This window comes from Bradyrhizobium sp. RP6 (assembly GCF_003837805.1).
Lineage (GTDB): Bacteria > Pseudomonadota > Alphaproteobacteria > Rhizobiales > Xanthobacteraceae > Bradyrhizobium.
In genome coordinates this window covers 60,684-87,026 of the sequence record NZ_RQIT01000020.1, presented here as the reverse complement: position 1 = coordinate 87,026, position 26,343 = coordinate 60,684, and the positions used below count along the sequence as shown (strand labels likewise).

The window sequence follows — 26,343 nt, the reverse complement described above, 5'->3', positions numbered from 1 at the left end:
GTTTGGGACGGAAATCTCCGTCCGCTTTAACTCGTAACGCCCACGGTTCGTTCGAACGAACCGCCTCAGTTCTTCTCGATCCGGATCACCTGCGGCCGTCCGCTGATCACCTTGTCCTTCTGCACGGCGGCGAGCGCGCGGCGCACGGCGTCCTCATGCGTGGCATATGTGATCAGGATTACGGGCACGGGGACCGCCTTTCCGTCGACCGGCGCAGCGCCTCCATTGAGATGACGCTGCACGATCGACTCGATCGAAATCTTCTGCTCGGCCAGTCGCGTCGCGATCGCGGCCGCAGTACCGGGGAAGTCACGCGCCAGAAGGCGGATGTAGTAGCCGCCCTCGTGCCGCTCCATCGGCGCCTTCTTGGTGTCGCGGAGCTGCGAGATCGGCCGGCCGAACGGATTGGCGCGGATGCCGCGCGCAACGTCAGCGATGTCGGCGACCACGGCGGACGCAGTGGCTGCGCCCCCGGCGCCGGGGCCGACCAGCGTGATGGGCGGAATGCCGTCGCCGTCGATCGTGACCGCATTGGTGACGCCCATCACCTGTGCGATCGAGGATGATTTCGGCACCATGGTCGGATGCACGCGCTGCTCGATGCCCTTGGCGGTGCGGACCGCAACGCCGAGCAGCTTGACGCGGTAGCCGAGATCGGCGGCCGCCCGCAGATCTTCCGGCGCGATGGATGAGATGCCTTCGACATACACGGCGCTTTGAGCAACTTTCGTGCCGAAGGCGAGGCTGGCGAGAATGGCAAGCTTCTGTGCGGTGTCGTGGCCGTCGACGTCGAAGGACGGATCGGCCTCGGCATAGCCGAGCCGCTGCGCATCCTTGAGGCATTCGGCGAAAGACAAGCCCTCCTGCTCCATCCGGGTCAGGATGTAGTTGCAGGTACCGTTGAGGATGCCGTAGACGCGATTGATGCCGGTTCCGGCGAGCCCCTCGCGTAACGTCTTGATGACAGGAATCGCCGCGCCGACCGCTGCCTCGAAATTCAGCGCGCCGCCGTGCTTTTCAGCCGCCTTGGCGAGCTTGAGGCCGTGCCTTGCCAGCAACGCCTTGTTGGCGGTGACCACCGACTTGCCGGCGCTCAGCGCGGCTTCCACCGCCGACAGCGCCGGATCGCCGGCGCCGCCTATCAACTCGACGAAACAGTCAACGTCGGGATGGGTGGCCAGCGCCATCGGATCCCTGGCCCATTCGACGCCGCGCAGGTCGATGCCGCGCTTCTTCGTCTTCGAGCGCGCAGTGACGGCGACGACGCGAATGCCGCGGCCGCTGCGGCCCGCGAGCACGCGCGCCTGCGTTTCGATCAAACGGATAACGTCGGCGCCCACGGTGCCGAGCCCCGCTATGCCCACTTTCAGGGGTGCAACCATGATGTCTTAGAAAACCTGCCGAAGAGAACTCAACGCCGATTGGCGAGCGGAACGACGTTGTGCAACGTTTCGATGCCGGTTTCAAGGAAGCGGCGCACGCCGCGCGCGGCCTGCCTGATCCGTTGCTCGTTTTCCACCATGGCGATGCGGACATATCCTTCACCATGCTCGCCGAAGCCGACGCCTGGCGAGACCGCAACGCCCGATTTCTCCACCAACAGGGTCGCGAACTGCATGCTGCCGACGCTGCGAAAGGCTTCCGGCAGCGGCACCCAGGCGAACATCGAGGCCTCCGGCGCCGGGATCTCCCAGCCGGCGCGCCCGAACGATTCCACCAGCGCGTCGCGGCGCTTGCGGTAGGTGTCGCGCATCTCCTTGATGCAATCGTCCGGACCGTTCAGCGCCGCGGTCGCCGCGACCTGGACCGGCGTGAAGGCGCCGTAGTCGAGGTATGATTTGACGCGGGCGAGCGCCGCGATCACGCGCTCATTGCCGACCGCAAAGCCCATGCGCCAGCCGGCCATCGAATACGTCTTCGACATCGAGGTGAATTCGACGGTGACATCCATCGCGCCGGGCACCTGGAGCACCGAGGGCGGCGGGTTGTTCTCGTCGAAATAGACCTCGGCATAAGCGAGATCCGACAGGATCAGGATCTCGTGCTTCTTCGCGAAGGCGACGAGGTCCTTGTAGAAATCGAGGCTCGCGACATAGGCGGTCGGGTTCGAGGGATAGCAGACGACGAGCGCGAGCGGCTTGGGGATCGAATGCACGATCGCCCGCTCCGCCGCCTCGAAGAATTGCGGCGTCGGCTCGGATGGCACCGAGCGGATCACGCCGCCCGCCATCAAGAAGCCGAAGGCATGAATCGGATAGCTCGGGTTCGGACAAAGGATGACGTCGCCGGGCGCGGTGATCGCCTGCGCCACGTTGGCAAAGCCTTCCTTCGAGCCGAGCGTCGCCACCACCTGCGTGTCGGGGTTCAGCTTCACGCCGAAGCGGCGGGCGTAATAGGCGGCCTGGGCCCGGCGCAGCCCGGGGATTCCGCGTGAGGCCGAGTAGCGGTCGGTGCGCGGCTTGCCCAGCGTCTCCTTCAGCTTCTCCAGCACGTGCGGTGGCGCCGGCAGATCCGGATTGCCCATGCCGAGGTCGATGATGTCGGCGCCGGCATTCCGCGCGGCCGCCTTGGCCCGGTTGACCTGTTCGAACACGTAGGGCGGCAGGCGGCGGATGCGGTAAAATTCTTCCATGGCTCTCTAGGGCTCCGGGCAACCGGTCGGGATAGAATCGACAGGCCACGAGGGCCCATTCCAAAAGGCGCTTATTTCTTCGCGAAAATCGCTCAAAATCAAATGCTTAGAGCAATCATCGGCGACCAGGACTGAAGTCGTTCGCCCTGACTCTTGGCTGAACCGAGATCTTTTAGCACGGCAAGCCGGAGGCGCCAGCGATTACCTTGCAGCGCCTTATTTGGCGTCCTTGGCAGCCACCGCCTGGCGCTCGCGTGCAGCAGCGAGCTCGGCCTCTATCTTGGCGCGCTGCTCCGGCGGGATGATCGCCTCATCGCGATCCGGCGGCAGGTCGTGCACCGGCAGATAGGTGCCGGGCTCCCTGACATGCGACTGCGCATCCGCCGGCGTCAAATCCGCGAGCTGGCTCGAGCATCCGCCGAGGGCAAACGCCGTGATCAGCAGCGCGCCACAGATCGGCCGCGTCTTTTGCAGGTCCCATAACGCCAACACTTGGGAAATCCCCTACTCCCAACGCACGGCCCCGGGCAACCTTACCCAAGACCGCGCCCAAGCTCAAACCATTGCTGCCCAAATGGAGCGAGCGAGAAAATAGCCCTTGCCCAACAAGACGAGCGGTGCGGCCCGATTGTGACGGAACCAAGAAAATTTGTCGCAGTGCAACACATCTTCGAGAGTGTTTAACGTCAAACATGCGAGCTTCGCGGTGACGAATACGGAATGAATCGTTACTGTTCTGCTCATGAGCATGGCCACGACCGACACGCCGAAACCCGGGACGAAGTTCGACGCGGAAGCCTTCGCGATGAATGTCGCGCGGGCGATGGAGAGCGGCGGCAAGGCGCTCGCCGCTTATCTCAAGCCGCGCGAGAGCGGCGAGGTGCAGGATCGCCCGCCGGCCGAGCTTGCCGAGGTCGTCAGGACCTTCACGTCGGTCGCCGAATACTGGCTGTCGGACACCTCCCGCTCCTCCGATCTCCAGACCAAGCTCGCCAAGGACTATCTCGACCTCTGGGGCTCGGCGGTGCGCCGCATGGCCGGCCAGGACGTCCAGCCCGCGATCGCGCCCTCGCCGCGCGACAAGCGCTTTGCCGATCCGGAATGGAAGTCGAACCAGTTCTTCGACTTCGTCATGCAGCTCTATCTGCTCACGACCAAATGGGCGCAGGAGCTGGTGCGCGATGCCGAAGGGCTCGATCCGCAGACCCGCCGCAAGGCGGAGTTCTACGTCCAGCAGGTCATCAACGCATTGTCGCCGTCCAATTTCGTGCTGACCAATCCGGAGGTGCTGCGCGAGACGGTGGCCAGCAGCGGCGAGAACCTCGCCCGCGGCCTGAAGATGCTGGCGGAGGATATCGCGGCCGGCAAGGGCATGCTGAAGATCCGGCAGTCCGATCCGGACAATCTCGTCGTCGGCGTCAACATGGCAACGACGCCTGGCAAGGTGATCTACCAGAACGAGATGATGCAGCTGATCCAGTATTCGCCGACCACGGAGAAGGTGCTGCGCACACCGCTCCTGATCGTGCCGCCCTGGATCAACAAATTCTACATCCTCGATCTCAAGCCGGAGAAATCCTACATCAAGTGGTGCGTCGATCAGGGCATCACCGTGTTCGTGATCTCATGGGTCAATCCCGACAAGCGGCTCGGCAACAAGAGCTGGGAAGACTACATGAAGGAGGGCCCGCTCACGGCGATGGACGTGATCGAGAAGGTCACCGGCGAGATGAAGGTGCACACCGCCGGCTACTGCGTCGGCGGCACCATGCTCGCGACCACGCTGGCCTGGCTCGCCGAGAAGCGCCGCCAGCGCGTGTCGTCCGCGACGTTCTTCGCCGCCCAGATCGATTTCACCCATGCGGGCGATCTCCTCGTGTTCGTCGACGAGGAGCAGATCTCGGCGCTCGAGCAGGACATGAGGGCCGCCGGGGTGCTCGAAGGCTCGAAGATGGCAATGGCCTTCAACATGCTGCGCTCCAACGACCTGATCTGGTCTTACGTCGTCAGCAACTATCTGAAGGGCCAGCAGCCGAGCGCGTTCGACCTGCTGCACTGGAATTCTGACGCGACGCGGATGACCGCGGCCAACCATTCCTATTACTTGCGCAATTGCTATCTGGAGAACCGGCTCTCCACCGGCACGCTGGTGCTCGACAACACCCTGCTCGATCTCTCCAAGGTGAAGGTGCCCGTCTACAATCTCGCCACCCGCGAGGACCACATCGCACCAGCTGAATCGGTGCTGTACGGCTCGCAATTCTTCGGCGGCCCGGTGAAGTACGTCCTGTCCGGCTCCGGCCACATCGCCGGCGTCGTCAATCCGCCCGCCTCGAACAAGTACCAGTACTGGACCAACGACAACATCAAGGACCTCAACGTCGCGCAGTGGATGAAGGGCGCCGTGGAGCACAAAGGCTCGTGGTGGCCGGACTGGCGCCAATGGCTGGGCGAGCTCGATCCCGAGGAAGTCCCGGCGCGCGCAGTCGGCAGCGAAGCATTCCCACCGATCGAGGACGCACCCGGCAGCTATGTCAGGGTTCGCGCGTAGCGGAATCCCCCGCGCTTGTATAAGCTCGCTTGCAGCACCGTGACGACTGAGGGAACCGGACTATGACGCGCGAATTGTTCTGGCTGACACTGACGGTGATCCTGACCGGGATCCTATGGATTCCCTACATCATCAATCGCTGCCAGGTTCGCGGGCTTAACGGTGCCATGGCCAACCCGTCGCGCGGCGACAAGCCGCAGGCGGAGTGGGCGAACCGGCTGATGTTCGCGCATGACAACGCGGTCGAGAACCTCGTGATCTTCGCGCCGCTGGTGCTGATCCTGAACGCGATCGACTATTCCACGAAATGGACCGTGCTCGCCTGCGCCGTTTATTTCTGGTCGCGCGTCGCACATATCATCGTCTACGCGATGGGAATCCCGGTGTTCCGCACCCTGGCCTTCACCGTCGGCTTCCTCGCCCAGGCTGCGCTGGCGCTGGCGATCTTCGGATTGGTTTGAAGTCGCTCCGATGCGGGTTCATGCCTAGGGAATCCAGCCGGGACTTTCTCCGGTTTCAGGATCTCGATGCTGATACGATCCTGTCGATTGTTGCGCGCGCACAGGTGCTGGCGGCGGCGTGGATGGACCGCGCCATGCCGCAGAGCCTCGCCGGCAAACGCGTTGCCGTCATCGTCGACGACGGCGGCTGGCGCAATACGACCGCATTCGATCTCGGCGTCAGAGCCATGGGAGGCATCTCGGTACAGCCTCCGCTCCGGTTCAATGTCCATGAGACTACAGCTGATCTCGCCAAGTATCTGGACAACTGGTTCGACATCCTGATCGTGCGCACCCGGGAATTGTCGACCTTGCACGAGCTTGCAGCGCACGCCACCGCCCCGGTGATCAACGCCAGAACGCGATCCAATCACCCCTGCGAGACACTCGGCGATCTCGCCTATGTCAACGACAAGCGCGGATCGCTGGAGGGCCTTAAGGTTGTCGGTGTCGCTCCAGACGCCAACATTCTGCGGTCTTGGGTCGAAGCCTCGATCTCGCTGCCGATCCAGGTGACGCAGATCTATGCGGAAGACTGGCACATCAAGGATATCGCGTGTCCCAACTTCGCCACGAGCACCAGTCTGGACAGCTTGCTCGATGCGGATGTGATCATCACGGATTGCTGGCCCGATGGCGGACGGGCGGGTCAACTCCTTCAATACCAGATATCGGCGCCCCTCCTCGACAGCTGCCGTCGCGACGTCATTTTCCTGCCCTGCCCGCCCGTGACCAGAGGCAAGGAGGTTAACGCCACCGCGATGACCCACCCTGCATGTCAGAGCACGGCCGCGAAGGCTTTCCTGCTCCACGCGCAAAACGCCCTGCTGGAATGGGTCGCCGCATAGCTGGTGCCGGTCGGCACGTTCTCGCGCCTCGACCGCATCGGCCAGGATGTCGACCTGGTCACGACCCGGATCGCTTCGGCGGTCCGGTCATCGCGAAGCATTGAGGTCTCGTGTCCCGCACGCGCGAAGCGCGAGCCGCGACCCAGAAAGCCGCAAACCAAGCAGGACGCATGGGCCCCGGCTCTGCAGCGCATCACCGAAGAGGTGCCGCGCTGCGTCCGGGGCACACCGGAGTGAACCCTACTCCTCCGGCAGTCCCAGCATCAGCCGCATGTTCTGCACGGCTGCGCCGGAGGCGCCCTTGCCGAGATTGTCGAGCCGGGCAACCAGCAGTGCCTGATGGTACTTGTCGCTGGCGAAGACGTAGAGTTCGAGCATGTTGGTCTCGTTGAGCGCCTCCGGCTCGAGCCGGCCGGCCTTGGTCGCCTCGTTCTGGAGCGGCATCACCTTGACGTATTTCGACCCGGCGTAGCGCTTTGCCATCGCCGCCTGCAGGTCGGCCCCGCCAGGCTTGCCCGGCAGCGCGTCGAGCTGCAGCGGCACCGAGACCAGCATGCCTTGCCGGTAGTTGCCGACCGAGGGAATGAAGATCGGCCGCCGCGTCAGGTTCGAATAGAGCTGCATCTCGGGCAGGTGCTTGTGCTCGAAGCCGAGGCCGTAGAGCTCGAAGGACGGCGCGCTGCCATCCTCGAAGCTTGCGATCATCGACTTGCCACCGCCGGAATAGCCGCTCACCGCGTTGACGGTGACGGGATAGTCAGGCGGCAGCAGGCCGGCATCGACGATCGGCCGCAGCAGCGCGATCGCGCCGGTCGGATAGCAGCCGGGATTGGAGACCTTCTTCGCCGCCTTGATCTTGCCGGCCTGGTCCGGGGTCAACTCGGGAAAGCCGTAGGCCCAGTCCGGCGCGACCCGGTACGCCGTCGAAGCGTCCAGCACCTTCGGCGCCGACGTGCCCATGCTGTCGACCAGCGCAATGGTTTCCTTGGCGGCATCGTCGGGCAGGCAGAGGATGACGAGGTCCACCTCCTCCATCAGCGCCTTCTTGGCCGCGGGGTCCTTGCGCTTGTCGTCGGGAAGCGTCTTCACGACGACGTCGTTCTGGTGCTTCAGCCGCTCGTTGATGCCGAGGCCGGTGGTGCCGGAACCGCCGTCGACGAAGACGGTGGCCGGTTTCTTGGCAGCGCCGGTCGACGGGGCTTTGGCGGTGTCCGTTAGGCTCATGATACGCTCCTTTCGAGCTTGTTCGTGTCGTGGCGCCTCGCCTTATGGAAACAGCGCGATCTGCTCCAGGCCGGCGGTCTCAGGAAATCCAAACATCAGGTTCATGTTCTGGATCGCCTGACCAGCCGAGCCCTTCACCAGATTGTCGAGCGTCGAAAGCACGATCGCTCGATCCTTGATGCGGTCAGCGACGACGCCGATCTGAACATGGTTGGAGCCGCGCACGTTCTGCGTCTGCGGCAGCACGCCCTTCTTGGCGACATGCACGAACGGCTCGTTGGCGTAGGCAGTCTGCAGCGCCGCCCGCAGATCGTCGGGCGTTGCACCGTTGAGCTTGACGTAGGAGGTGCAGAATTCGCCTCGCGCCATCGGAATCAGATGCGGCGTGAAATTCACCGTCACCGCGGCGCCAGCCGCGAGGCTGATTTCCTGCTCGATCTCGGGCGCGTGCCGGTGAGTGCCGACCGAATAGGGCGACAGCCCCTCGCCCGCTTCGCTGAACAGCGTGTTCTGCTTCAGCCCCCGGCCGGCGCCGGTGAGGCCCGATTTCGCGTCGATGACGATGTCGTTCACGTCGATTAGCTTGGCCTTCGCCAGCGGCACTAGCGCCAGCAGGACCGCGGTCGGATAGCAACCGGGACAGGCGACCAGCCGAGCGGAAGTGATCTTCTCTCGGTAGAATTCGGTCAACCCATAGACAGCCTCGCCTTGCAGCTCGAGCGCGCGATGCTCATGGCCGTACCACTGCGCATAGGTGTCCTTGTTGCGCAGCCGGAAATCCGCGGACATGTCGAGGATCTTGATCTTGGGATTGGCCTTGAGCACGGCCGCGATGATCTCCTGCGTGGTGCCGTGCGGCAGCCCGCAGAGCACCGCGTCGAGCTTGGTCCAGTCGACCTTTTCCCACTCCACGAGTTCCGGCAGGTCGAGCATGAAGAAGTGCGGAAACACCTCGCTCATGGCCTTGCCTGCATGGGTGTTGGCGGTGACTGCCGTGATCTCGGCGTTCGGATGCCGCGCCAGAAGGCGCACCGCGTCGGCTCCGGTGTAGCCGGACGCACCAAGAATGCCGATCTTCTTCCTGCTCATCACACGCCCCCTTCAGGCGTCATCGCTTGCTGCGCTTGTACCGTGTCTGTTGCGAAGGCCAACGGTCTTGCTTCGCGCATCAGGCCTGCGATCGTGCGCGAGTCCGGATCCGTTTGCGCGCCGAGTGTATTGGCGATCGCCGCATAGTCGGCATCCGACTTGTGCTGGTTCAGCTTGAAGCTGCCCTCGACCTCTTCAACCGTCATGACCAGACCCACGATCGCCTTCTTCATCGCCTCGAACCGCCCGGCGGTCATCTTGCCCGACGTCCATGGCAGCTTCGGCAGCAGCCAGCTCTCGAACTTGGCGCTGAGCCTGTCGAGTTGCACCGCCAGTTCGTCATCCGACAACAGCCGAACCGGCCCGCTCAGATGCACCGACTGGTAGAGCCAGGTCGGAACCTGATCCGGCGAGACGTACCAGTCCGGCGATACATAGGCGTCCGGGCCGTTGACCGCGAGCAGCCACGACGCACCGCCGCCCGCCAGCTTTAGCAGTGGATTGTGACGGGCGAGATGAAAGGCGGTCTGCGGCGTGCCGTCTGCAGCATAGGTCAAGTAGAACGGCAACGGCGAGGCGATCGGCCGCTTGCCGTCGAAGGCGCACACGGTCCCGAAGCCGCGCTCGTCGGCAAACTTCAGGCTCGCGGCGCGGTCCTGCTTGAAAAAGGGCGGTGTGTACATCGTAATCTCCTGCTGGGCCTCCCTGGGGGAGCCGCCGGATCAGATCGCGCTGACAGGAGAGAGAATGCCGCGGATCGGGTCCAGCGGCAAAGACGATGATCTCAAACGCGATCGACCGCCCAAACCGCTAAGCTGCGGCGGCGGCGACGGGCGAACAGAATGGTCGCGGCGTTGATCATGGCGCGCGGCTATAATGCCAGCAGGTTCCATGGTCAAGAGCAAATCGGTTCAGTGGGACGGCAGGATGCCGCACGCGCGACGGCAGGATGCCGCACGCGCGACGGCAGGATGCGCACAGATGTCATCGGGCCGCCGTGGAATTTCGACCAGCAATAGGGGTTTTCGAGAACGACCGGCGGGACACAACCTCTTCGCCGGCCCCGAGCCGTTCGCACCCAGCCTCAGGACATCACCATGACCGAGATTACTCGTCGCGCAACGCTAGCCGGCGCCGCCGCATCGGCGTTCCTGCCTTTCGTGAAGATTTCGCCCGCGAGCGCAGCCGCGCCGCTGGCAGATAAGCAGAATGCGAGCTTCTATCGCTACAACGTCGGCACTCATCAGGTCACGGTGGTCTGCGACGGCGTTGCGACCGTCAATCTGACGGACAATTACGCCGCCGGCGCCAGCAAGGATGACATCAACAAAGTGTTCGCCGAGCACCACCTGCCGGCCGACAAGGTCACCCACACATTCAACCCGGTCGTGGTCAACACCGGACCGAAGCTCGTCGTCATCGATACCGGTCTCGGTCCCGACCAGTTCACGCAGACGAAGGGCAAGGTCGGCCAATTCCAAAACAATCTCGCCGCCGCTGGTATCGACCGCGCGGCGGTCGATACCGTCATCATCTCCCACTTCCATGGCGACCACATTAACGGCCTGCTGGCGGCCGAGAACAAGCCCGCCTTTCCCAATGCCGAGATCATGGTGCCGGCGGTGGAATGGAAGTTCTGGATGGACGACGGCGAGATGAGCAAGGGGATGGGCAACCCGATCCTCGAGAACAATTTCAAGAACATCCGCGGCGTGTTCGATGCCCTGGGCCGCAAGGTCACGCAATATGAGGCCGGCAAGGAAGTCGCGCCCGGTATCACCTCGGTGGCGAGCCCCGGCCACACGCCGGGCCACAATTCCTTCATAGTCGCCTCCGGCGCCGAGAAGGTGCTGGTGCAGGTGGACATCACCGCGGGCGCGGCGTTCCTGTTCGTGAAGCATCCCGAATGGAACATCGCATCCGACGTCGACAAACCGCTGGCCCAGCAGACGCGCCGCAAGCTCTACGACATGGCGATTGCCGAGAAGATGCCGATCCAGGCCTTCCACGCCGCCTTCCCCGGTCTCGTCCGGGTCGAGAAGGAGAAGGACGGCTCGGGCTATCGCTGGATCCCCGCGATCTGGAACGCATCGCTGTAGGCTTCGCCTGACACCTGACCTGGCGGCCCGGTTGCCGGTCAGATCACGCGCCAGATCCATTCCATGAGCTTGGCAAGCACGTCGCCGAACAGCAGGAGCACGGCCGACCAGATCAGGGCCGAGACGAAATTGGCGGCCTGGAAGCTCCAATAGGGCATCTCGAAGATGCCGGCCGCGAGCGGCACGGAGGCGCGCAAGGGGCCGAAGAAGCGCCCGATGAAGATGCTGGGTATGCCCCAGCTGCGCACGAAAGCCTCGCCTCTCGGCAGCAGGTCCGGATAGCGCGAAAGCGGCCACATCTGGGCAACCCTCTCCTTGTAGCGGTAGCCGAACCAGTAGGAGACCCAGTCGCCCAGCGCCGCGCCGAGGCCGCCGGCAATCCAGACCGGAAAGAAACTGATGCCGCTGACCCCGATCAGCGCGCCGATAGCCACCAGCGCGCCCCAGGCCGGAACCAGCAACGAGATGAACGCAAGCGACTCCCCGAAGGCGAGCAGAAACACGATCGGTGCCGCCCAAGCCTGGTGAACGCGCACGAAATCAGCCAGGGCGTGCGCAAATTGCTCCATCAAAAATAGCCTTCCCGCCCCGTCTCAAGGTGCTGCTCGATGAAAAGGACTGGTAAGCCAAGGACTTGTGTGACATCAAGTCACAAAACCCGACATCACGCGAGCGAACCGTCAAATTGCCGGGAACTTGTGGTCCTGCGGCGTAAAATCGCCGGGTTTGGCTCCCAACCCACACCGCCAGCCCCGTCTGCGGTAACCTTTCCAAGGCAGAAGTGGCATAGTCGGCCTAACCGATTCGCCGCTTATGCGGCCCTCAAAACACATCAAGATATATGTCCAAGCAGTTGAAGCCCAAAGCAAAAGACGACTTTTTCGGCGGCGACGAGCCGAAACCCCGCGCCGCCAGGGCGGCGCTGCGCGGAAGCGGCGGGGAAGCCGACTACACGGCGGCCGACATCGAGGTGCTCGAAGGCCTGGAGCCGGTGCGGCGCCGGCCCGGCATGTATATCGGCGGCACCGACGAGAAGGCGCTGCATCACCTGTTCGCCGAAGTCATCGACAACTCGATGGACGAGGCGCTGGCCGGGCACGCGACCTTCATCGAAGTCGAGTTGAGCGCTGACGGGTTCCTGACCGTGACCGACAACGGCCGCGGCATCCCGATCGATCCTCACCCGAAATTCCCGAAGAAGTCGGCACTCGAAGTCATCATGTGCACGCTGCATTCGGGCGGAAAGTTCGACAGCAAGGTCTATGAGACCTCGGGCGGCCTGCACGGCGTCGGCATCTCCGTGGTGAACGCCCTCTCCTCGCGTCTCGAGGTCGAGGTCGCGCGCAGCCAGAAACTCTACCGCATGACGTTCGAGCGCGGCCACCCGAAGGGCAAGCTCGAGGACCTCGGCAAGGTCAACAACCGCCGCGGCACGCGCGTGCGCTTCAAGCCCGACACCGATATCTTCGGCGCCAAGGCCGCGTTCAAGCCGCAGCGCCTGTTCAAGATGACGCGCTCGAAAGCCTATCTGTTCGGCGGCGTCGAGATCCGCTGGAACTGCGCGCCCGAGCTGCTCAAGGGCATCGAGGACGTGCCGGCCGAAGCGACGTTCCACTTCCCCGGCGGCCTCAAGGATTATCTCGCCGCGGCGATCCACGCCGATACGCTGGTGCATCCCGACATCTTCTCCGGCAAGTCGGGCCGCAACGGCGCGCATGGCGCCTGTGAATGGGCCGTGGCCTGGACCGCGGATGCCGACGGCTTCCTCTCCTCCTACACCAACACCGTGCCGACGCCGGATGGCGGCACGCACGAATCCGGCCTGCGCAGCGCACTGCTGCGCGGCCTGAAGGATCACGCCGAGCGCGTCGGTCAGGGCAAGCGTGCAGCCTCCGTCACCTCCGAAGACGTGATGGTCGGCGCCGCCGTGATGCTGTCGGTGTTCGTGCGCGAGCCGGAATTCCAGGGCCAGACCAAGGACCGTCTCGCCACCGCGGAAGCGCAGCGCATCGTCGAGCAGGCGATGAAGGATCCGTTCGACCATTGGCTGTCGGGCAATCCGAACATGGCCAATCGGCTGCTCGACTTCGTGATCGACCGCGCCGAGGAACGGCTGCGGCGGAGGCAAGAGAAAGAGACCGCGCGAAAAACCGCGGGCAAGAAGCTGCGCCTGCCCGGCAAGCTCGCCGACTGCACCGACGCCGGCACCGATGGCTCGGAGCTGTTCATCGTCGAGGGCGACTCGGCCGGCGGCAGCGCCAAGCAGGCGCGCGACCGCAAGACCCAGGCCGTGCTGCCGCTGCGCGGCAAGATCCTCAACGTCGCCTCCGCCGGCAAGGACAAGCTGACGGCGAACGCCCAGCTCTCCGACCTCGTGCAGGCGATCGGATGCGGAACGCTGGCGCAGTATCGCGAGGAGGATCTGCGCTACCAGCGCATCATCATCATGACCGACGCCGACGTCGACGGCGCGCACATCGCTTCGCTCCTGATCACCTTCTTCTATCGGCAGATGCCGCGGCTGATCGACGAGGGTCACCTCTTCCTCGCGGTGCCGCCGCTCTATAAGCTCACGCACGGCACCAAATCGGTCTACGCCCGCGACGACAAGCACAAGGACGAGTTGATCAAGACCGCGTTCAACGCCAACGCCAAGGTCGAGGTGAACCGCTTCAAAGGCCTCGGAGAGATGATGCCGGCGCAGCTCAAGGAAACCACCATGGATCCGAGCAAGCGGACGCTGCTCAAAGTGGTCCTGCTCGCCGACGACCGCGACACCACCGCGGATTCGGTGGAGCGGCTGATGGGCACCAAGGCCGAGGCGCGGTTCGCCTTCATCTCGGACAAGGCCGAATTTGCCAGCGAAGAGCTGCTGGACGTCTGAGGCCTCAAACGCGTCGCCCGTATTCCGAGACAGCCCCGGCCAAGGCCGGGGCTGTCTCGTTTGAGGGACGACCGCATTGTCCGGCAGCGTTGCCGGGAAGAACCCCGTGTTTCCGTTGATTCCCGAAATCGTCGCATGGCGATTCGCCTGGCGACTCGCAGGCGCAAAGCCGAGGCAGGATGGCCTCCATTTCGGACAAAGCTGACTTTGCTAACGACACATTACCCGAAATCGAAGCTCTGAAATTCCCATCAACTTATTGAATCTTCTGGTTTATTTTAGATGCGAGTGATGCAACCTGAAATACTCCGACACCGGCGTTTTCCGGCGACTGTGCCTGCCCGGCAACAGCTTTTCGGTCAGAACCGTCTATAGTCCGACCATCAGATGACACGAACTTCAGCGCGCTCGCGCCTGGTACGACAGACCAAGGTTGGGGATTTTAACATGAAGAAGACTTTGCTCGCTCTGACCGCGGTTGCGGCAATGACCGGTTCGGCCTCGGCGGCAGACCTTGGCGCCCGTCCCTACGTGAAGGCCCCGATGCCGGCGCCCGTTGCCAACTGGACCGGCTTCTACGTGTTCGGCGGTGGCGGCGGCGGCCTCTCGAATGCCGACCAGAGCGTTGTCGACACCGCCACGGGCACCCCGCTGACGATCACCCAGCGCCAGGGCGGCTCGGGCTGGTTCGGCACCGTCGGCGCCGGCTACGACTGGCAGTTCAGCGGCACTTGGGTCGCTGGTGTGTTCGCCGACGGTCAGTTCGGCAGCATCCGCGCCACCATCCAGGATCCGACCCTCGGTATCACCGGCAACCAGAAGCTGGAAACCTCCTGGGCCGCGGGTGTTCGCCTCGGTTGGCTGGTCGCTCCGAACGTTTTGTCCTACGTCAACGGTGGTTACTCCGGCGCTCATTTCGGCCAGACCAACTTCACGACGCTGGGCGGCACGCCCGTGGGTGTCCATCTCAGCAGCTATGATCGGCATGGCTGGTTCGTGGGTGGCGGCGTGGAGAACAGCCTGAACATCTTCGGCATCACCTCGCCCGGCTGGTTCATGAAGACCGAGTATCGTTCGGCTTTCTACAATGCCAAGACTCAGGACGAACTGTTCGACGGCAGCAACCTTCCGGTCGGCAACAGCATCCGCGCCAACAGCTGGAATCAGACGATCTCGACCTCGCTGGTCTATCGCTTCAATTGGACCGGTCCGGTCGTCGCGAAGTACTGATCCGATCTCACGATCAAACGTCAAAGCCCCGGCATCGCCGGGGCTTTTTCGTTTTGGGCCAGACGACCGACACTCGCCAGGAATGACCTGTACGGCGAGCCGGGCTCCACCGCCGATCATCGGAACTGCCGATCGCCCGGCGGCGCGTTGCCTTTTCAGGGAACACGCTCCCTCCCCGCCGGCAGCTTGCGCCGGTGCCGCCATTGTATCCGAACCGAAGCTACGGTTAGTGTGCGCTCAAGCTTTCGCGGCGGCGGCGATCCTTCGTCGCCGCGCCGCTGACAAAAGCGGACCGATGGGAGGAATCCATGCGCAGATTTCTGCTGGCCGCAGGCCTGCTTGCGACTGCCATCGGGCTGCTCTGGATCGGACAGGGCACGGGCAGCGTTCCGTGGCCGCGATCGAGCTTCATGGTCAACCAGTTGCAATGGGCCGGCTATGGCGCAGCCATGGCCGGATTCGGGCTGGTGCTGATCTGGCAGAGCAACCAATAAAAGAAACCAGGGAATGACAGCATGACATCCAGCCGGTTCGATCTTCGCGGCAAGGTGGCGATCGTCACGGGAGGCAACGGCGGCATCGGCCTCGGCATGGCGCGCGGCCTTGCCGACGCCGGCGCCGACATCGCCGTGGTCGGACGCAACGAGACCAAGTCCGCCGCAGCCGTCGCCGATCTCAAACAGCGCGGCGTGAAAGCCATCGCCGTCACAACCGACGTGACCGACAAAGCGGCGGTGGCCGCAATGGTCGAGCGCGTCGTCGGAGAACTCGGCCGCATCGACGTGCTCATCAACAATGCCGGCATGAGCATCCGCAAGCCGCCGCACGAGCTCGAGCTCGACGAGTGGAACAAGGTGATCGACACCAACCTCACCAGCGCCTTCGTGTGCTCGAAGCTGGCCTATCCGGCGCTGAAGGCGTCCGGCAACGGCAAGGTGATCAATATCGGCTCGATGATGTCGATCTTCGGCGCGAGCTTCGCGACGGCCTATGCGGCGAGCAAGGGCGGCATCGTGCAGTACACCCGCGCCTGCGCCAACGCTTGGGCGCCCGACAACATCCAGGTCAACGCCATCCTGCCGGGCTGGATCGACACCGATCTCACCCGCGGCGCCCGGCAGCAGGTCTCGGGGCTGCACGAGCGCGTGCTTGCGCGCACGCCTGCAGGGCGTTGGGGCGACATCGACGACTTCGCCGGCATCGCCGTGTTCCTCGCTTCGCCCGCGTCGAACTTCGTCACGGGCACCGCGATCCCCGTCGACGGCGGCTTCTCGGTGATGGCCTGAAGCCGCGCGCGCCCGCAATCAAACGACGCAGAAAAGAAGCCCCGGACCATGCCGGGGCTTTTGAAATTTGCAGTGCTTTTCTTGATCGTTGGTCGCGTTGCGTCGACGTGCTCAGTAGCGGCCGATGGTCGGCGCGTCGAACTTGTAGCTCGCGCGCACGACGGCCCATTGGATGTCGCGCGGCTTGGCATCGAAGGTGTAGTTACCCGAGGTGCCGCCGAGCTGATAGGTCTGGCTGCCGAAGGCCGCATAGTTGTATTCGAGGCCGACGATCCAGTTGCGGGTGACGCCGTATTCCCAGCCGGCGCCGACGGTCCAGCCGTTGGCCCAGTGTGTCTGTTCGCCCGAACCCGTCGCCACACCGGCGGTGTCGGTCACCGAGAGACGGTTGTTCACGCCGGCATAGCCGCCCTTGAAGTAGAACAGGTTGTTCTGCACGGCGAAGCCGGCGCGACCGACGACGGTCGCGAGCACGTTGGCGCGCCAGGAGAACACGTCGTCCGCGGCGCCAAACACGTTGTTGACGACCGTGCCCTTGTTGTCGAGGCCGGAGATCGTCCCTTCAATGCCGAACACGTAGTTGTTGGCCTGCCAGTTGTAGCCGATCTGCGCGCCGCCCATGACGCCCGAGTTGCGCTGACGGAAGCTATCGCCCGGCGAAAGATCGCCGAACGCTGCGCCGGTCCCGTTGTTGGTGAACTGCTCGTTGGTCCATGCGCCGCCGATGTGACCACCAACATAGAAGCCGGTCCAGTTGAACAGCGGCTCGACATAGGCGGGCGCCTTCGTGTAGCGCGCACCGAGATCGGCGGCGGAAGCCGCGCCGGTCGAAACCAGAGCTGTCGTGCAGGCGAAGGCGGCAATCAATTTGTTACGCATGGTACACCCCGTGTCCTTTGATGGACGCACGGTCACAGACGGCTCTTACTAAAAATGAAATCAACACGGTTAACGTGGCGGACCTGCTCGCATCGGCACGAGAATGCGTCGGCGCTGTTGCAGACGTGCAACGCGCCGCGCGCGATTCAGCACGGCCTTATCCCTACCAAGTCCTACGCTAGTATCCCGGTGCGGCCTTCGAATGCACGTGCTCGGGCCGCACGCCGAGCGCAAGCAGGCGCGCCGGAATGCCCTGAAGCCACGGCAGCGCGGTGACGAGACGCACGACCAGCGGCACTTTGAGCGGCCGATCGCCGCCCTGCAAGGCGCCGCTGATGATGTTGTTCTGCACGATCACCTGCATTGCTTGCGTCATCTTCACCGGAAATTCGCGTCGGCGCCTGACAGCATCGAACTCGTTCTCGGACGGGCAGCCGCGCTGAAGCTTGTCCGCCAACAGATTGGCGGTGGCGACTGCGTCCTGCACGGCGAGATTGACGCCGACGCCGCCGACCGGCGACATCGCATGCGCGGCGTCGCCGATGCACAGCAGGCCCGGCTGCGTCCAGCGCCCAAGCCGGTTGATCGCGACCGTGAGCAGCTTGATATCGTCAAAGCTCTTCACATCAGTGATGCCGGATCGAAGGATCGGCGCCATGCGCGTGACGTCGTCAAGCAACGCCTGCAATCCCCTCGCCTTCACCGCTTCGTGCTGTCCCTTGGCGATAACATAGGCGCATTGCCAATAGTCGCCGCGGTCGAAGGTGATCATCATCTTGCCGGGCTCGACCCGCGCGAACACGTTCTCGGTCTCGTCGGGTCTGCGGCCGGCGCGGAACCAGAGCACGTCCATCGGCGCGCCGATCTCCTCGACCTCGAGTCCGGCGCGCTCGCGCACCGTCGAATGCCGGCCGTCGCAGGCAATGGTGAGATCGGCCTCGATGTCGATGATGCCGTCTGGCGTCTTCGCCCGCACCCCGGCGACCGTCTCGCCGCGGCGGATCAGATCCACCGCCTCCGTGCTCATCATCACCTTGAGCGAGGCGAAGCGCCGGCCGGCCACGCGCAGGAAATTCAGGAAGTCCCATTGCGGCATGAAGGCGATGAAGGGGTATTTGGTGTGGAGCCGGCTGAGATCGGCAATGCGCACCGGTGTGCCGCCGAACAGCCCGTCCATCTTCTGCAGGCGCTGATGCGGCAGCTTCAGGAAGCCATCGATCAGGCCGAGCTCGTCCATCACCTGAAGCGTCGAGGGATGCACGGTGTCGCCGCGGAAGTCGCGGAAGAAATCCGCATGCTTCTCCAGCACGACCACGTCAAGGCCGGCCCGCCCCAGCAGATAGCCGAGCATCATGCCCGCCGGCCCGCCGCCGACGATGCAGCAGCGGACCTTCATGGTCTGGTTTGGCTGTTTGTCGGATGTCATTGCCGCTGCGATCCGCGATGCGAGTATCGATCAACATATCCCTGACGATACTAGCGCGATTCAGGCCGAACGCAGTTCAATTTGCAGCCATAGCCGCCGCGGCTGGTTCGCAGCAGCGCCAAATCCCCGACCAGAAGGCCCGCAGAGCGCGGGCCTTTGCCCGAAAAAGGGATGACTATTTCTGGTCCTCGTTGCTGGTCCCGGTGCCCGGACTGCCGATCGGCAACCCATTGGGCGCATGACCGACGCCCGAGTTTCGCTCGGCTTGCGCCGCCGCGGGGGTCTTACCGTTCGCGGTCGGAGGCTGAACGTTCGGATTGTTCAGGCGGTTGTTGGTATTGACGTTCGCTCCCGTCGTGGTGCCATGCGTCCCCATTCCGGAGGGAGCCGACGGTCCCGAATTGGCGCTGCTGGATGACGTGCCCGTTCCAGCGCCCGAGCTGGCCGCAGATCCCGCGCTGGCGCCGCCGGCACCGCCACCCGAACCACCGCCGCCTCCACCACCACCTCCCCCTTGCGCAAAGGCGGCCGTCGACAGTGCAGCACAAGCGATCGTTACGATAATGGACTTGCGGATCATGGATCGTCTCCCTGGTTTGACAGACAATCCAGGTGACCAACAGGTTGTTCCTTGCGCGGGAATCGACGTTCGCTTGCCTCAGGGCTTCGACGATTTCCGTTCCCATGGGCGCTTGCCGTCGGCGTCGCGATCCCAGGGGCGCGAGATCGGAGCGACCTTCTCGTCCTCGGCGGCCCTCGCGCGGTCCGCCTGGACGCGTTCGCGGTCAGTGAGTGGCGGCGCCGTGGGAACAGGCGTCGTTTGGGCCAGAACCGGAAGCGTCGTAAGGAGCACGACGATGATGAATTTTGTCATCCCCGGCTCTAGCACTTCCACCTTTGCCTGTCCCGATTTAAGCCGTCTGCTCCGTCAGCCGATCCCGTCGATCCGGCGGCTGAACGGCGCATCAATGATCGCTGCGGTTCGCGCTGCGAAAACTCTTGATCTCCGAGACGCTGCCGTCGCGATAGGTCAGTTCCACCGAGACGGACTGCGTGCTGGGCGCGAGCTTCATATAGAGCGGCATGCCGGCGGTGATCGCGCTGGGGTCGCGCATGTCGCAAGGTGGCATCTTCAGCACCTGGTTCGGCACGGCGGTGTCGATGCCGATGCGCACCTCGCGGATGGCGCAGCGGTAGGACACGAGATGCGTGTAATAGACCAGCAGCCCGTTGAACTCGCGAAACGACAGCCAACTCGTCGCGGTCATGTCGAGGATCTTGCGCTGGTCGCGGATCAGCGCGGCCTCGGGATCGAACCTGATCGGGAACGGCCCCTGCATCTCGCCGGACTGATCGACATAGCGGACCTCGATGGTGCCGGCCTGCGCGTCAGGCGGCAGCTCGATCGACGGGTTCGGCATCCGCTTGCGCGTGCGCGGATCGAGCGTGTCGATGAATCCGGTCTCGCGGAAATCGCTCTTGCCGGCCACGCGCCAGGAAATGCCGAGCGTCGGGTCGGCGAAAGAGAACGTCACGCTCCAGCCGCCATTGTGCCGCGAGAAGCTTGCGATCGGCGCGTTGAGGGTCTCCTCCTTGGGGATCTGCGGCACTGCGACCGGCGGCAGCGCCGCGAGCTTCTGCGGCGGCGGGTCGTCGGAACGCGCGGCGGCATCCTTCGCCATGCCGCTGAGGAAGACGTCGTCCACCATCTGGTCGAAGTAAACCGGGACCTGCCTGTGCTTCACGGTGTCAGCCAGCTCGCTGACGGCACGGCGGGTGCGCTGCGCCACCTGCACGAGGTTCTCGCCGGGCTGGAGCAGCTCCTTGGCGAAAGTGCGCGTGAACACCGAATTCGGATTGCTGTCGTCGTTGGACAGACGATCGAGCGCGGTCTGGCGAGGTCCCGCCGAGAACACCGAGAACACGCCTTCGGGCAGCTGCGTCATCGGCGCGAGCCCGCCGCCGCCGGCGACCGCGCGGGTGCCCTTGCGCTCGAACGGATTGTTGCGGCAAGCGTCGAACACCAGGATCGAGGTGCGCGCCTTCTTGTTCTGCAGGCGCTCGACGATGCGGTCGGCGAGAATCGAGGCGTCACGCACCAGCTCTTCCTGGCCTTCCGTCGCGGCCGGCACGTCGGTCGGCAGCAGATAGTTCTGACCTGCGATCTCGAAACCGTGGCCGGCATAGAAGAAAAACGCGGTGTCGCCGGGCTCGATCGCCTTGTCGAAGGCGAGCAGCGTCTCGGAGAATTGCTGCCGGCTCTGGTTCTCGGCAACCATGACAGAGAAGCCGAGCTGCTTGAGCGTGTCCCCCATGGTGCGAGCGTCGTTGACCGCCTTGAGCAGTTTCGGGACGTTCCTGTAATCGTTATTGCCGACGACGAGCGCGACGCGCTTCTCGGCCTGGGCCGGCGCTGCGAAGCCGCTCAGGCTCGCCGCGAGGCCAAGGGCCGCCAGAATTCCGAAAAGCCGACGCCTCATCGCAAAATATCCCGTTGCAGAACGGCCCTACGCCGGTTCCTTCGAATAGCAGTTCATGGGATCCCCCGCCGCTGTGTGATAGTCGGCCCAGCGGCAACGACGGTTCAAGGGGCTCCGAATCCACGATCTGGGCTATGGCAGATTGCATTGGAATCTGCTTCTTCTTGAACGATTTCGCCGGAAACGAGGGGCGGCCGTGTTTCGCTGGTGTACGGACGAGGTGGAGCCACACGACCGCTTCGAGTATTGGCGCGAAGTGCGCGCCAAGGGATTGTTCGGCGTTACTGCCGAGCTCGAGCGCGAGCGCCGAACGGACTTTTTCGGCGAATTCTCGCTGCGCCAGCTTGGCGGCGCTGGCCTCGTCGAGCTGAGGGCCTCGGCCTACGCGGTCGAGCGCAGCACGTCCGACATCGCCGACGCCCCGGGTGACGCAATCTGCGTCTATCAGCAGCTCGGCGGCGGTGGCTGGTTCGGCGGCATGCGCGCAAGCGACTTCTCGATTGCCAATGGCAGCTTCGCCACCAGCCATACCGACCTGCCTTACCGCACCGCACCGCTGGGCGCCGGGGGCTTCCATCTGCGGATCCTGAAGATTCCCGTGAGCAACATCCCGACGCAGGACAGACGCGTGCGCGAGCTTGCGCCCCGGACGTTCGACGATCCGGCCCTGGCGCCCCTGCTCGCTGCCTGCTTTGCCGATCTCGGCGAGGCCGCCGCGGATGATGCCGCCGATTCACCCCCTGTCGTCCAGACCTCCTTGGTTCAAGCTTTGGCCCATCTGGCGCTGATCGAGCGCGGCATTGTGCGGCCCGGCAGCCGGCGCGGCCAGGCCGCGCTGCGAACCGCGCGCCTTTCGCAGGCCCGCCGCCTGATCGCCCGCCACCTGCAAAACCCCGATCTGGCGCCGACCATGGTGGCCGACCTGCTCGGCGTGTCCGTGCGTCACCTGCACATGCTGTTTGAGACGGCAGAGAGGAGCTTCTCGCAGACCGTGACGGACGAGCGGCTGAAACGGAGCCGCCGCCTGATGCGCGAAGCGCCGGATCTGCTGATCGCCGACATCGCGACCTCCTGCGGTTTCGAGAGCCTTGCGACCTATTACCGGGTCTTCAACGCGGCTTATGGGATGGCGCCGGGCGACTTCCGGGCCAAGGGGGTGGATGGGCGTTAGCCGACCTATTGGCGGATCCGGCCGTGCTGACGGGCTGGGCGAAAAATCCGAGTCACGCCCGCGATTTGGGCAAAAAGCTCTGGTTTTTTAGGGCCTTCCCGCGCCCGCTCCATTGACTTTGGCCAATTCCCCCCTATGTTCCGAGGCGACGCGGCTCAGATCGACGAGCGATTCCTGAGCCTTGCGCTTTGTTCGCGTGAGTCAGCACCCCCAGCTTCTTCGAGAGCGCGCCGTTTCGGGGTGGAACGCGACAGCCTTATTACCCTCGATTCCGAACGGCGGTTTCGACCAGAGGCTCAATGTCCTTTTCAAATCTCGGACTGTCCGAAAAAGTCCTCGCCGCAGTGGCGGCTACCGGTTACACCAACCCCACCCCCATCCAGGAACAGGCGATCCCTCACGTCCTCGCACGCAAGGACGTGCTCGGCATCGCCCAGACCGGCACCGGCAAGACGGCAGCCTTCGTGCTGCCGATGCTCACCATCCTCGAGAAGGGCAGAGCCCGGGCGCGCATGCCGCGCACGCTGATCCTCGAGCCGACCAGAGAGCTCGCGGCCCAGGTGAAGGAAAACTTCGACCGCTACGGCGCCGGCCAGAAGCTGAACGTCGCCCTGCTGATCGGCGGCGTCTCCTTCGGCGACCAGGATGCCAAGCTGATGCGCGGCGTCGACGTGCTGATCGCAACCCCCGGTCGCCTGCTCGACCACACCGAGCGCGGCGGCCTGCTGCTCACCGGTGTCGAATTGCTCGTCATCGACGAAGCCGACCGCATGCTGGATATGGGCTTCATTCCCGACATCGAGCGCATCTGCAAGCTCGTCCCGTTCACGCGGCAAACCCTGTTCTTCACCGCGACCATGCCGCCGGAAATCCGGCGCATCACCGAAGCCTTCCTGCACAATCCGCAGAAGGTCGAGGTCTCCAGGCCCGCCACCACCGCGGTCACCGTCACGCAAGCCCAGGTGCCTGCCGGACGCGAGGCGCACGAGAAGCGCGAGCTGCTTCGCCGCCTGCTGCGCGAGGCCAAGGACCTCAAGAACGCGATCATCTTCTGCAATCGCAAGCGCGAGGTCGCCATCGTTCACAAGTCGCTTCAGAAGCACGGCTTCAGCGTCGGCGCGCTGCACGGCGACATGGACCAGTCGGCCCGCACGGCGGCGCTCGAACAGTTCCGCAAGGGTGAGCTGCCGCTGCTCGTCGCCTCCGACGTCGCCGCCCGCGGCCTCGATATCCCCGAGGTCAGCCACGTCTTCAATTTCGACGTTCCCCATCACGCCGACGACTACGTTCATCGTATCGGCCGCACCGGCCGCGCCGGCCGCACCGGCACCGCGATCTCGATCGTGACACCACTCGACCAGAAGTCGATGGCAGCGATCGAAAAGCTGATCGGCCAGAGCATTCCGCGCGCCGAAGGCGATTTCGAAGTCTCGGCCGAGGCTATCGATGCGCGCGAGCAGCGCGGCCGTGAACGTTCACGCGGAGGACGCGGCAAGCCGCAGCGCGGCGAGCGGCGCGGTCATGACCGGGAACGCGGGCACGAGCCGCGCGAGGCGCGGCCGGCTCCCGAGGCAAGGCCCGCCCGCGAGGCACGGCCTCCGCGCGAAGCCAGGCAATCATCCGAGCCGCGCCATGGTGCGCGCCCGCAAGCGAATTCGTCGCATGTGCCCTCGATCGGCCGTCCCGAGCCGCGCCGCCAGCGCGAGATCGACAGCGAGCCGGGCGATCACTCGCATCTGCCGGCGTTTCTGCTGCGGCCGGTGCGCTCCCCCGCCGGGGCCTGAAGCGCGCCGGCGCTCCAGATTTCGGTTGAAAACCCTCGATCTGCAATTTTTTGGATGCCCCCCATGAACGTATATTTACGGGGCGTTCACGATCGTCCGTTAGCCTACGAACATAATTTAAGGATTGCTGCGGTCGATGGCGCGTCGGCCGTTGTGGGGATGTTCAGTGATCAAGGTACTCGACGAACACGAACGCACGCTGGCGTTCGCCGAGGTGGCGCTCGGTCAGATCCGATCGCTCAGACAGACGGCCATTCCCCGCAATTACGAGATCTGGTACGTCTACGCCACCGGCTACAACGCACCGCTCAACAAGATCATCAACGAGACGCTGGCGCGCAGCGGCAAGCTGACTGAAGCCGATCTCGAGCAGATCTACGAGACCTATCTCTCCCACATCAAGACCACCGACCGCATCGACAAGGTTGGCGCGCGCGTCATCGGCGAGATCGACGACGTGATGAACGTCTTGGGCGACGCGCTCGGCATGACCAGCGCCTACGATGCCAGCCTGTCGGGCGCGACCGAGCAACTGTCGTCGGCCAAGGACCGCGACCAGATCAAGGCGATCGTCGAAGCCCTGCTGCGCTCGACCAGCGAGATGCGCGAGACCAACAAGGCGCTGGAAGACCGGCTCACGCTGTCCAAGAACGAGATCAGCAATCTCCAGCAGAGCCTGGAAGCGATCCGCGCCGAGAGCCTGACCGATCCGCTCACCGGCCTCGGCAACCGCAAATATTTCGACCGCATGATCGGCATGGCCGTGCAGAGCGCCCTCGCCTCGGGCGAGCCGTTGTCGCTGCTGCTGTTCGACATCGATCATTTCAAGTCGTTCAACGATTCCTACGGCCATCTCACCGGCGACCAGGTGCTGCGGCTCGTCGGCCTTTCGATGAAGCAGACCATCAAGGGCCAGGATATCACCGCCCGCTATGGCGGGGAGGAATTCGCGGTCGTACTGCCCAACACCGCGCTGCGCCAGGCTCTCACGGTAGCCGACCACATCCGCCGCGCCGTGATGGCGAAGGAATTGAAGAAGAAATCGACCGGCGAGATCCTCGGCCGCGTCACCATCTCCGTCGGCGTCTCCATGCTCAAGGAGGGCGACGACACCGACTCGCTGATCGAGCGTGCGGATGCCTGCCTCTACGCCGCCAAGCGCAACGGTCGCAACCGCGTCATCTGCGAAGCCGATCCGGAATACGCGGTCGAGACGCACAGCCGGGTGGCGTAGGTTTTCACCGGCTCTTTGTAGGGCGGGCAAAGTGCCGTGCCCACCATCTCTATCTTGAACGGCGGGCACGCTTTGCTTTGCCCACCGCGCCAAACGCCTTCTTGGCGGTCTTCCTGGCCGGTCGCTTCTTCGCAACGGGCTTCTCCGGCTTCGTCTTCTTCGCCGCCGCCTTCTTCGCCTTCGGCCGCTTCTTCACCTTGGCGCGCTGGGCGGCGGCGAGCGCGGCCCTCGCCCATTGTGCAAGCTCTGCGGAATCGTCGAACAGGCGCGCGGGCAGCTCCCAGTAGGAGTTGACCATCACGGTCTTGGCGCGCGTCTGGTACTGGAACGGCCTTGAGCCTTCCGCCTCGAAGTCCGGAATGGTCGTCTCGTCCGCGCGGAAGAACAGGCCGGCGCGCAAGGACAGTGCGAAATTGACGCCGTCGGCGGAGATGCCGTAGCCCGAGAACATCTTGCGGATGGTGACGGGGCCGAAATCGGCGAACAGATCGATCAGAAATTCGCGGTCCATGCACACGCTCTCTCGTGCCCCGGACGCAGCGAAGCGCGTAGCGGTGCGCCGCAGAGCCGGGGCCCAGCCGTCTTGCACCGGTGACTATAGCGTGGGTCCCTGCTCTGCGCAGCAGCGCAAACGCGCTGCAGCGCGGCCGGGACATGAGGGCGTAGGCCGAAATTACCCGTCGATCTTGGCCGGCCGCAGCTCGACCGATTCACCGCAGCCGCAGGCGGAGATCTGGTTGGGATTGTTGAAGACGAACTGGGCCTGCATCTTGTCGGCCTTGTAGTCCATCTCGGTACCGAGCAGGAACAGCACGGCCTTGGGATCGACCAGGATCTTGACGCCCTTGTCCTCGACCACCTCGTCGGTCGGCCGGATCTCGTGGGCGTATTCAACCGTGTAGGACTGGCCGGCGCAGCCGCCGTTCTTCACACCGACGCGCAGGCCCACGATCTCCGAATCGGCGCGCTGGGTCAGCTCGGTGATACGCTGGGCAGCGGCATCCGTCAGCCGCATCACCTGCGGGC

The 26,343-nt window shown here is 64.3% G+C and carries 26 protein-coding genes; 12 read left to right on the top strand and 14 right to left on the bottom strand.

Features of this window, described 5'->3' with window-relative positions:
* Positions 1-65: 65 nt before the first annotated feature.
* The 3 genes from EHH60_RS28325 to EHH60_RS28315 form a co-directional block, all read right to left on the bottom strand.
* A complete protein-coding gene (locus EHH60_RS28325) occupies positions 66-1,382 on the bottom strand; it encodes a homoserine dehydrogenase (RefSeq protein WP_124162669.1) in 1,317 nt (438 codons plus the stop codon).
* A 29-nt stretch (positions 1,383-1,411) separates the two neighbouring features.
* Positions 1,412-2,632, bottom strand: a complete 1,221-nt coding sequence (locus EHH60_RS28320; RefSeq protein WP_124162668.1) for an LL-diaminopimelate aminotransferase — start codon at positions 2,630-2,632, stop codon at positions 1,412-1,414.
* Positions 2,633-2,848: 216 nt separating this feature from the next.
* Positions 2,849-3,124, bottom strand: a complete 276-nt coding sequence (locus EHH60_RS28315; protein WP_124162667.1) for a hypothetical protein — start codon at positions 3,122-3,124, stop codon at positions 2,849-2,851.
* 250 nt (positions 3,125-3,374) lie between these two features.
* On the opposite strand from EHH60_RS28315, the gene EHH60_RS28310 reads away from it, so the two are divergent.
* The 3 genes from EHH60_RS28310 (at position 3,375) to EHH60_RS28300 (ending at position 6,531) form a co-directional block, all read left to right on the top strand.
* The gene (locus EHH60_RS28310) at positions 3,375-5,183 is read left to right on the top strand and encodes a PHA/PHB synthase family protein (RefSeq protein WP_199752105.1); all 1,809 of its coding nucleotides are present in this window, start codon (positions 3,375-3,377) and stop codon (positions 5,181-5,183) included.
* Between the two features lie 62 nt (positions 5,184-5,245).
* Positions 5,246-5,644: an MAPEG family protein gene (locus EHH60_RS28305; RefSeq protein ID WP_124162666.1), complete on the top strand. Its 399-nt coding sequence runs from the start codon at positions 5,246-5,248 to the stop codon at positions 5,642-5,644.
* Positions 5,645-5,664: 20 nt separating this feature from the next.
* On the top strand, positions 5,665-6,531 hold the full coding sequence (locus EHH60_RS28300) for a Rossmann-fold NAD(P)-binding domain-containing protein (RefSeq protein ID WP_124162665.1): 867 nt from the start codon (positions 5,665-5,667) through the stop codon (positions 6,529-6,531).
* A gap of 240 nt (positions 6,532-6,771) precedes the next feature.
* On the opposite strand, the gene argC (EHH60_RS28295) is transcribed toward EHH60_RS28300, so the two are convergent.
* From argC (EHH60_RS28295) to EHH60_RS28285, 3 genes are read right to left on the bottom strand one after another with little or no spacing between them, the layout of a single operon-like run.
* A complete protein-coding gene (gene argC, locus EHH60_RS28295) occupies positions 6,772-7,755 on the bottom strand; it encodes an N-acetyl-gamma-glutamyl-phosphate reductase (RefSeq protein ID WP_124162664.1) in 984 nt (327 codons plus the stop codon).
* A 42-nt stretch (positions 7,756-7,797) separates the two neighbouring features.
* Positions 7,798-8,844 carry an N-acetyl-gamma-glutamyl-phosphate reductase gene (argC, locus tag EHH60_RS28290; protein WP_124162663.1) on the bottom strand — a complete coding sequence of 349 codons (1,047 nt, stop codon included), beginning with the start codon at positions 8,842-8,844 and terminating at the stop codon, positions 7,798-7,800.
* Positions 8,844-9,527, bottom strand: a complete 684-nt coding sequence (locus tag EHH60_RS28285) for an FMN-binding negative transcriptional regulator (RefSeq protein ID WP_124162662.1) — start codon at positions 9,525-9,527, stop codon at positions 8,844-8,846. The genes argC (EHH60_RS28290) and EHH60_RS28285 overlap by 1 nt, the downstream gene beginning before the upstream one ends.
* 159 nt (positions 9,528-9,686) lie before the next feature.
* Between EHH60_RS28285 and EHH60_RS37245 the strand changes: the two genes are divergently transcribed.
* Both EHH60_RS37245 and EHH60_RS28280 read left to right on the top strand, forming a co-directional pair.
* Entirely contained in the window at positions 9,687-9,863 is a 177-nt protein-coding gene (locus EHH60_RS37245; RefSeq protein WP_158626782.1) for a hypothetical protein, read from the top strand.
* A gap of 78 nt (positions 9,864-9,941) precedes the next feature.
* Complete coding sequence (locus tag EHH60_RS28280) at positions 9,942-10,943, top strand: MBL fold metallo-hydrolase (RefSeq protein WP_124162661.1); 1,002 nt, start codon at positions 9,942-9,944, stop codon at positions 10,941-10,943.
* 38 nt (positions 10,944-10,981) lie between these two features.
* On the opposite strand, the gene EHH60_RS28275 is transcribed toward EHH60_RS28280, so the two are convergent.
* A complete protein-coding gene (locus EHH60_RS28275) occupies positions 10,982-11,512 on the bottom strand; it encodes a DedA family protein (protein WP_124162660.1) in 531 nt (176 codons plus the stop codon).
* Between the two features lie 272 nt (positions 11,513-11,784).
* Here EHH60_RS28275 and parE point away from each other — a divergent pair, with 272 nt between their 5' ends.
* The 4 genes from parE (at position 11,785) to EHH60_RS28255 (ending at position 16,343) form a co-directional block, all read left to right on the top strand.
* Positions 11,785-13,827 (top strand): DNA topoisomerase IV subunit B, encoded by a 2,043-nt coding sequence (gene parE / locus EHH60_RS28270; RefSeq protein WP_124162659.1) that lies wholly within the window; start codon positions 11,785-11,787, stop codon positions 13,825-13,827.
* Positions 13,828-14,274: 447 nt separating this feature from the next.
* A complete protein-coding gene (locus EHH60_RS28265) occupies positions 14,275-15,057 on the top strand; it encodes an outer membrane protein (protein ID WP_199752103.1) in 783 nt (260 codons plus the stop codon).
* Between the two features lie 308 nt (positions 15,058-15,365).
* Positions 15,366-15,551 (top strand): hypothetical protein, encoded by a 186-nt coding sequence (locus EHH60_RS28260; RefSeq protein WP_124162657.1) that lies wholly within the window; start codon positions 15,366-15,368, stop codon positions 15,549-15,551.
* A 21-nt stretch (positions 15,552-15,572) separates the two neighbouring features.
* The gene (locus EHH60_RS28255) at positions 15,573-16,343 is read left to right on the top strand and encodes an SDR family NAD(P)-dependent oxidoreductase (RefSeq protein WP_124162656.1); all 771 of its coding nucleotides are present in this window, start codon (positions 15,573-15,575) and stop codon (positions 16,341-16,343) included.
* A 111-nt stretch (positions 16,344-16,454) separates the two neighbouring features.
* On the opposite strand, the gene EHH60_RS28250 is transcribed toward EHH60_RS28255, so the two are convergent.
* From EHH60_RS28250 to EHH60_RS28230, 5 genes are all read right to left on the bottom strand, one after another.
* Positions 16,455-17,222: an outer membrane protein gene (locus tag EHH60_RS28250; protein WP_124162655.1), complete on the bottom strand. Its 768-nt coding sequence runs from the start codon at positions 17,220-17,222 to the stop codon at positions 16,455-16,457.
* A 178-nt stretch (positions 17,223-17,400) separates the two neighbouring features.
* Positions 17,401-18,648 (bottom strand): FAD-dependent oxidoreductase, encoded by a 1,248-nt coding sequence (locus tag EHH60_RS28245; protein ID WP_199752101.1) that lies wholly within the window; start codon positions 18,646-18,648, stop codon positions 17,401-17,403.
* Between the two features lie 175 nt (positions 18,649-18,823).
* Entirely contained in the window at positions 18,824-19,228 is a 405-nt protein-coding gene (locus EHH60_RS28240) for a hypothetical protein (RefSeq protein ID WP_124162654.1), read from the bottom strand.
* 78 nt (positions 19,229-19,306) lie between these two features.
* On the bottom strand, positions 19,307-19,522 hold the full coding sequence (locus EHH60_RS28235) for a hypothetical protein (RefSeq protein WP_124162653.1): 216 nt from the start codon (positions 19,520-19,522) through the stop codon (positions 19,307-19,309).
* Positions 19,523-19,613: 91 nt separating this feature from the next.
* Positions 19,614-21,128: a caspase family protein gene (locus EHH60_RS28230; protein WP_124162652.1), complete on the bottom strand. Its 1,515-nt coding sequence runs from the start codon at positions 21,126-21,128 to the stop codon at positions 19,614-19,616.
* Between the two features lie 196 nt (positions 21,129-21,324).
* Here EHH60_RS28230 and EHH60_RS28225 point away from each other — a divergent pair, with 196 nt between their 5' ends.
* The 3 genes from EHH60_RS28225 to EHH60_RS28215 all read left to right on the top strand — a co-directional run bounded on the left by EHH60_RS28225 (position 21,325) and on the right by EHH60_RS28215 (position 25,317).
* Positions 21,325-22,299 (top strand): AraC family transcriptional regulator, encoded by a 975-nt coding sequence (locus EHH60_RS28225; protein WP_124162712.1) that lies wholly within the window; start codon positions 21,325-21,327, stop codon positions 22,297-22,299.
* A gap of 299 nt (positions 22,300-22,598) precedes the next feature.
* Entirely contained in the window at positions 22,599-24,083 is a 1,485-nt protein-coding gene (locus EHH60_RS28220) for a DEAD/DEAH box helicase (protein WP_124162651.1), read from the top strand.
* 166 nt (positions 24,084-24,249) lie between these two features.
* Positions 24,250-25,317, top strand: coding sequence for a GGDEF domain-containing protein (locus tag EHH60_RS28215; RefSeq protein ID WP_124162650.1), 1,068 nt, complete (start codon positions 24,250-24,252; stop codon positions 25,315-25,317).
* A gap of 49 nt (positions 25,318-25,366) precedes the next feature.
* Here the strand turns inward: EHH60_RS28215 and EHH60_RS28210 are convergent, their stop codons facing one another.
* Both EHH60_RS28210 and EHH60_RS28205 read right to left on the bottom strand, forming a co-directional pair.
* Positions 25,367-25,828: a TfoX/Sxy family protein gene (locus EHH60_RS28210; protein WP_124162649.1), complete on the bottom strand. Its 462-nt coding sequence runs from the start codon at positions 25,826-25,828 to the stop codon at positions 25,367-25,369.
* Positions 25,829-25,990: 162 nt separating this feature from the next.
* On the bottom strand, positions 25,991-26,332 hold the full coding sequence (locus EHH60_RS28205; protein WP_025036042.1) for a HesB/IscA family protein: 342 nt from the start codon (positions 26,330-26,332) through the stop codon (positions 25,991-25,993).
* Positions 26,333-26,343: the final 11 nt, after the last annotated feature.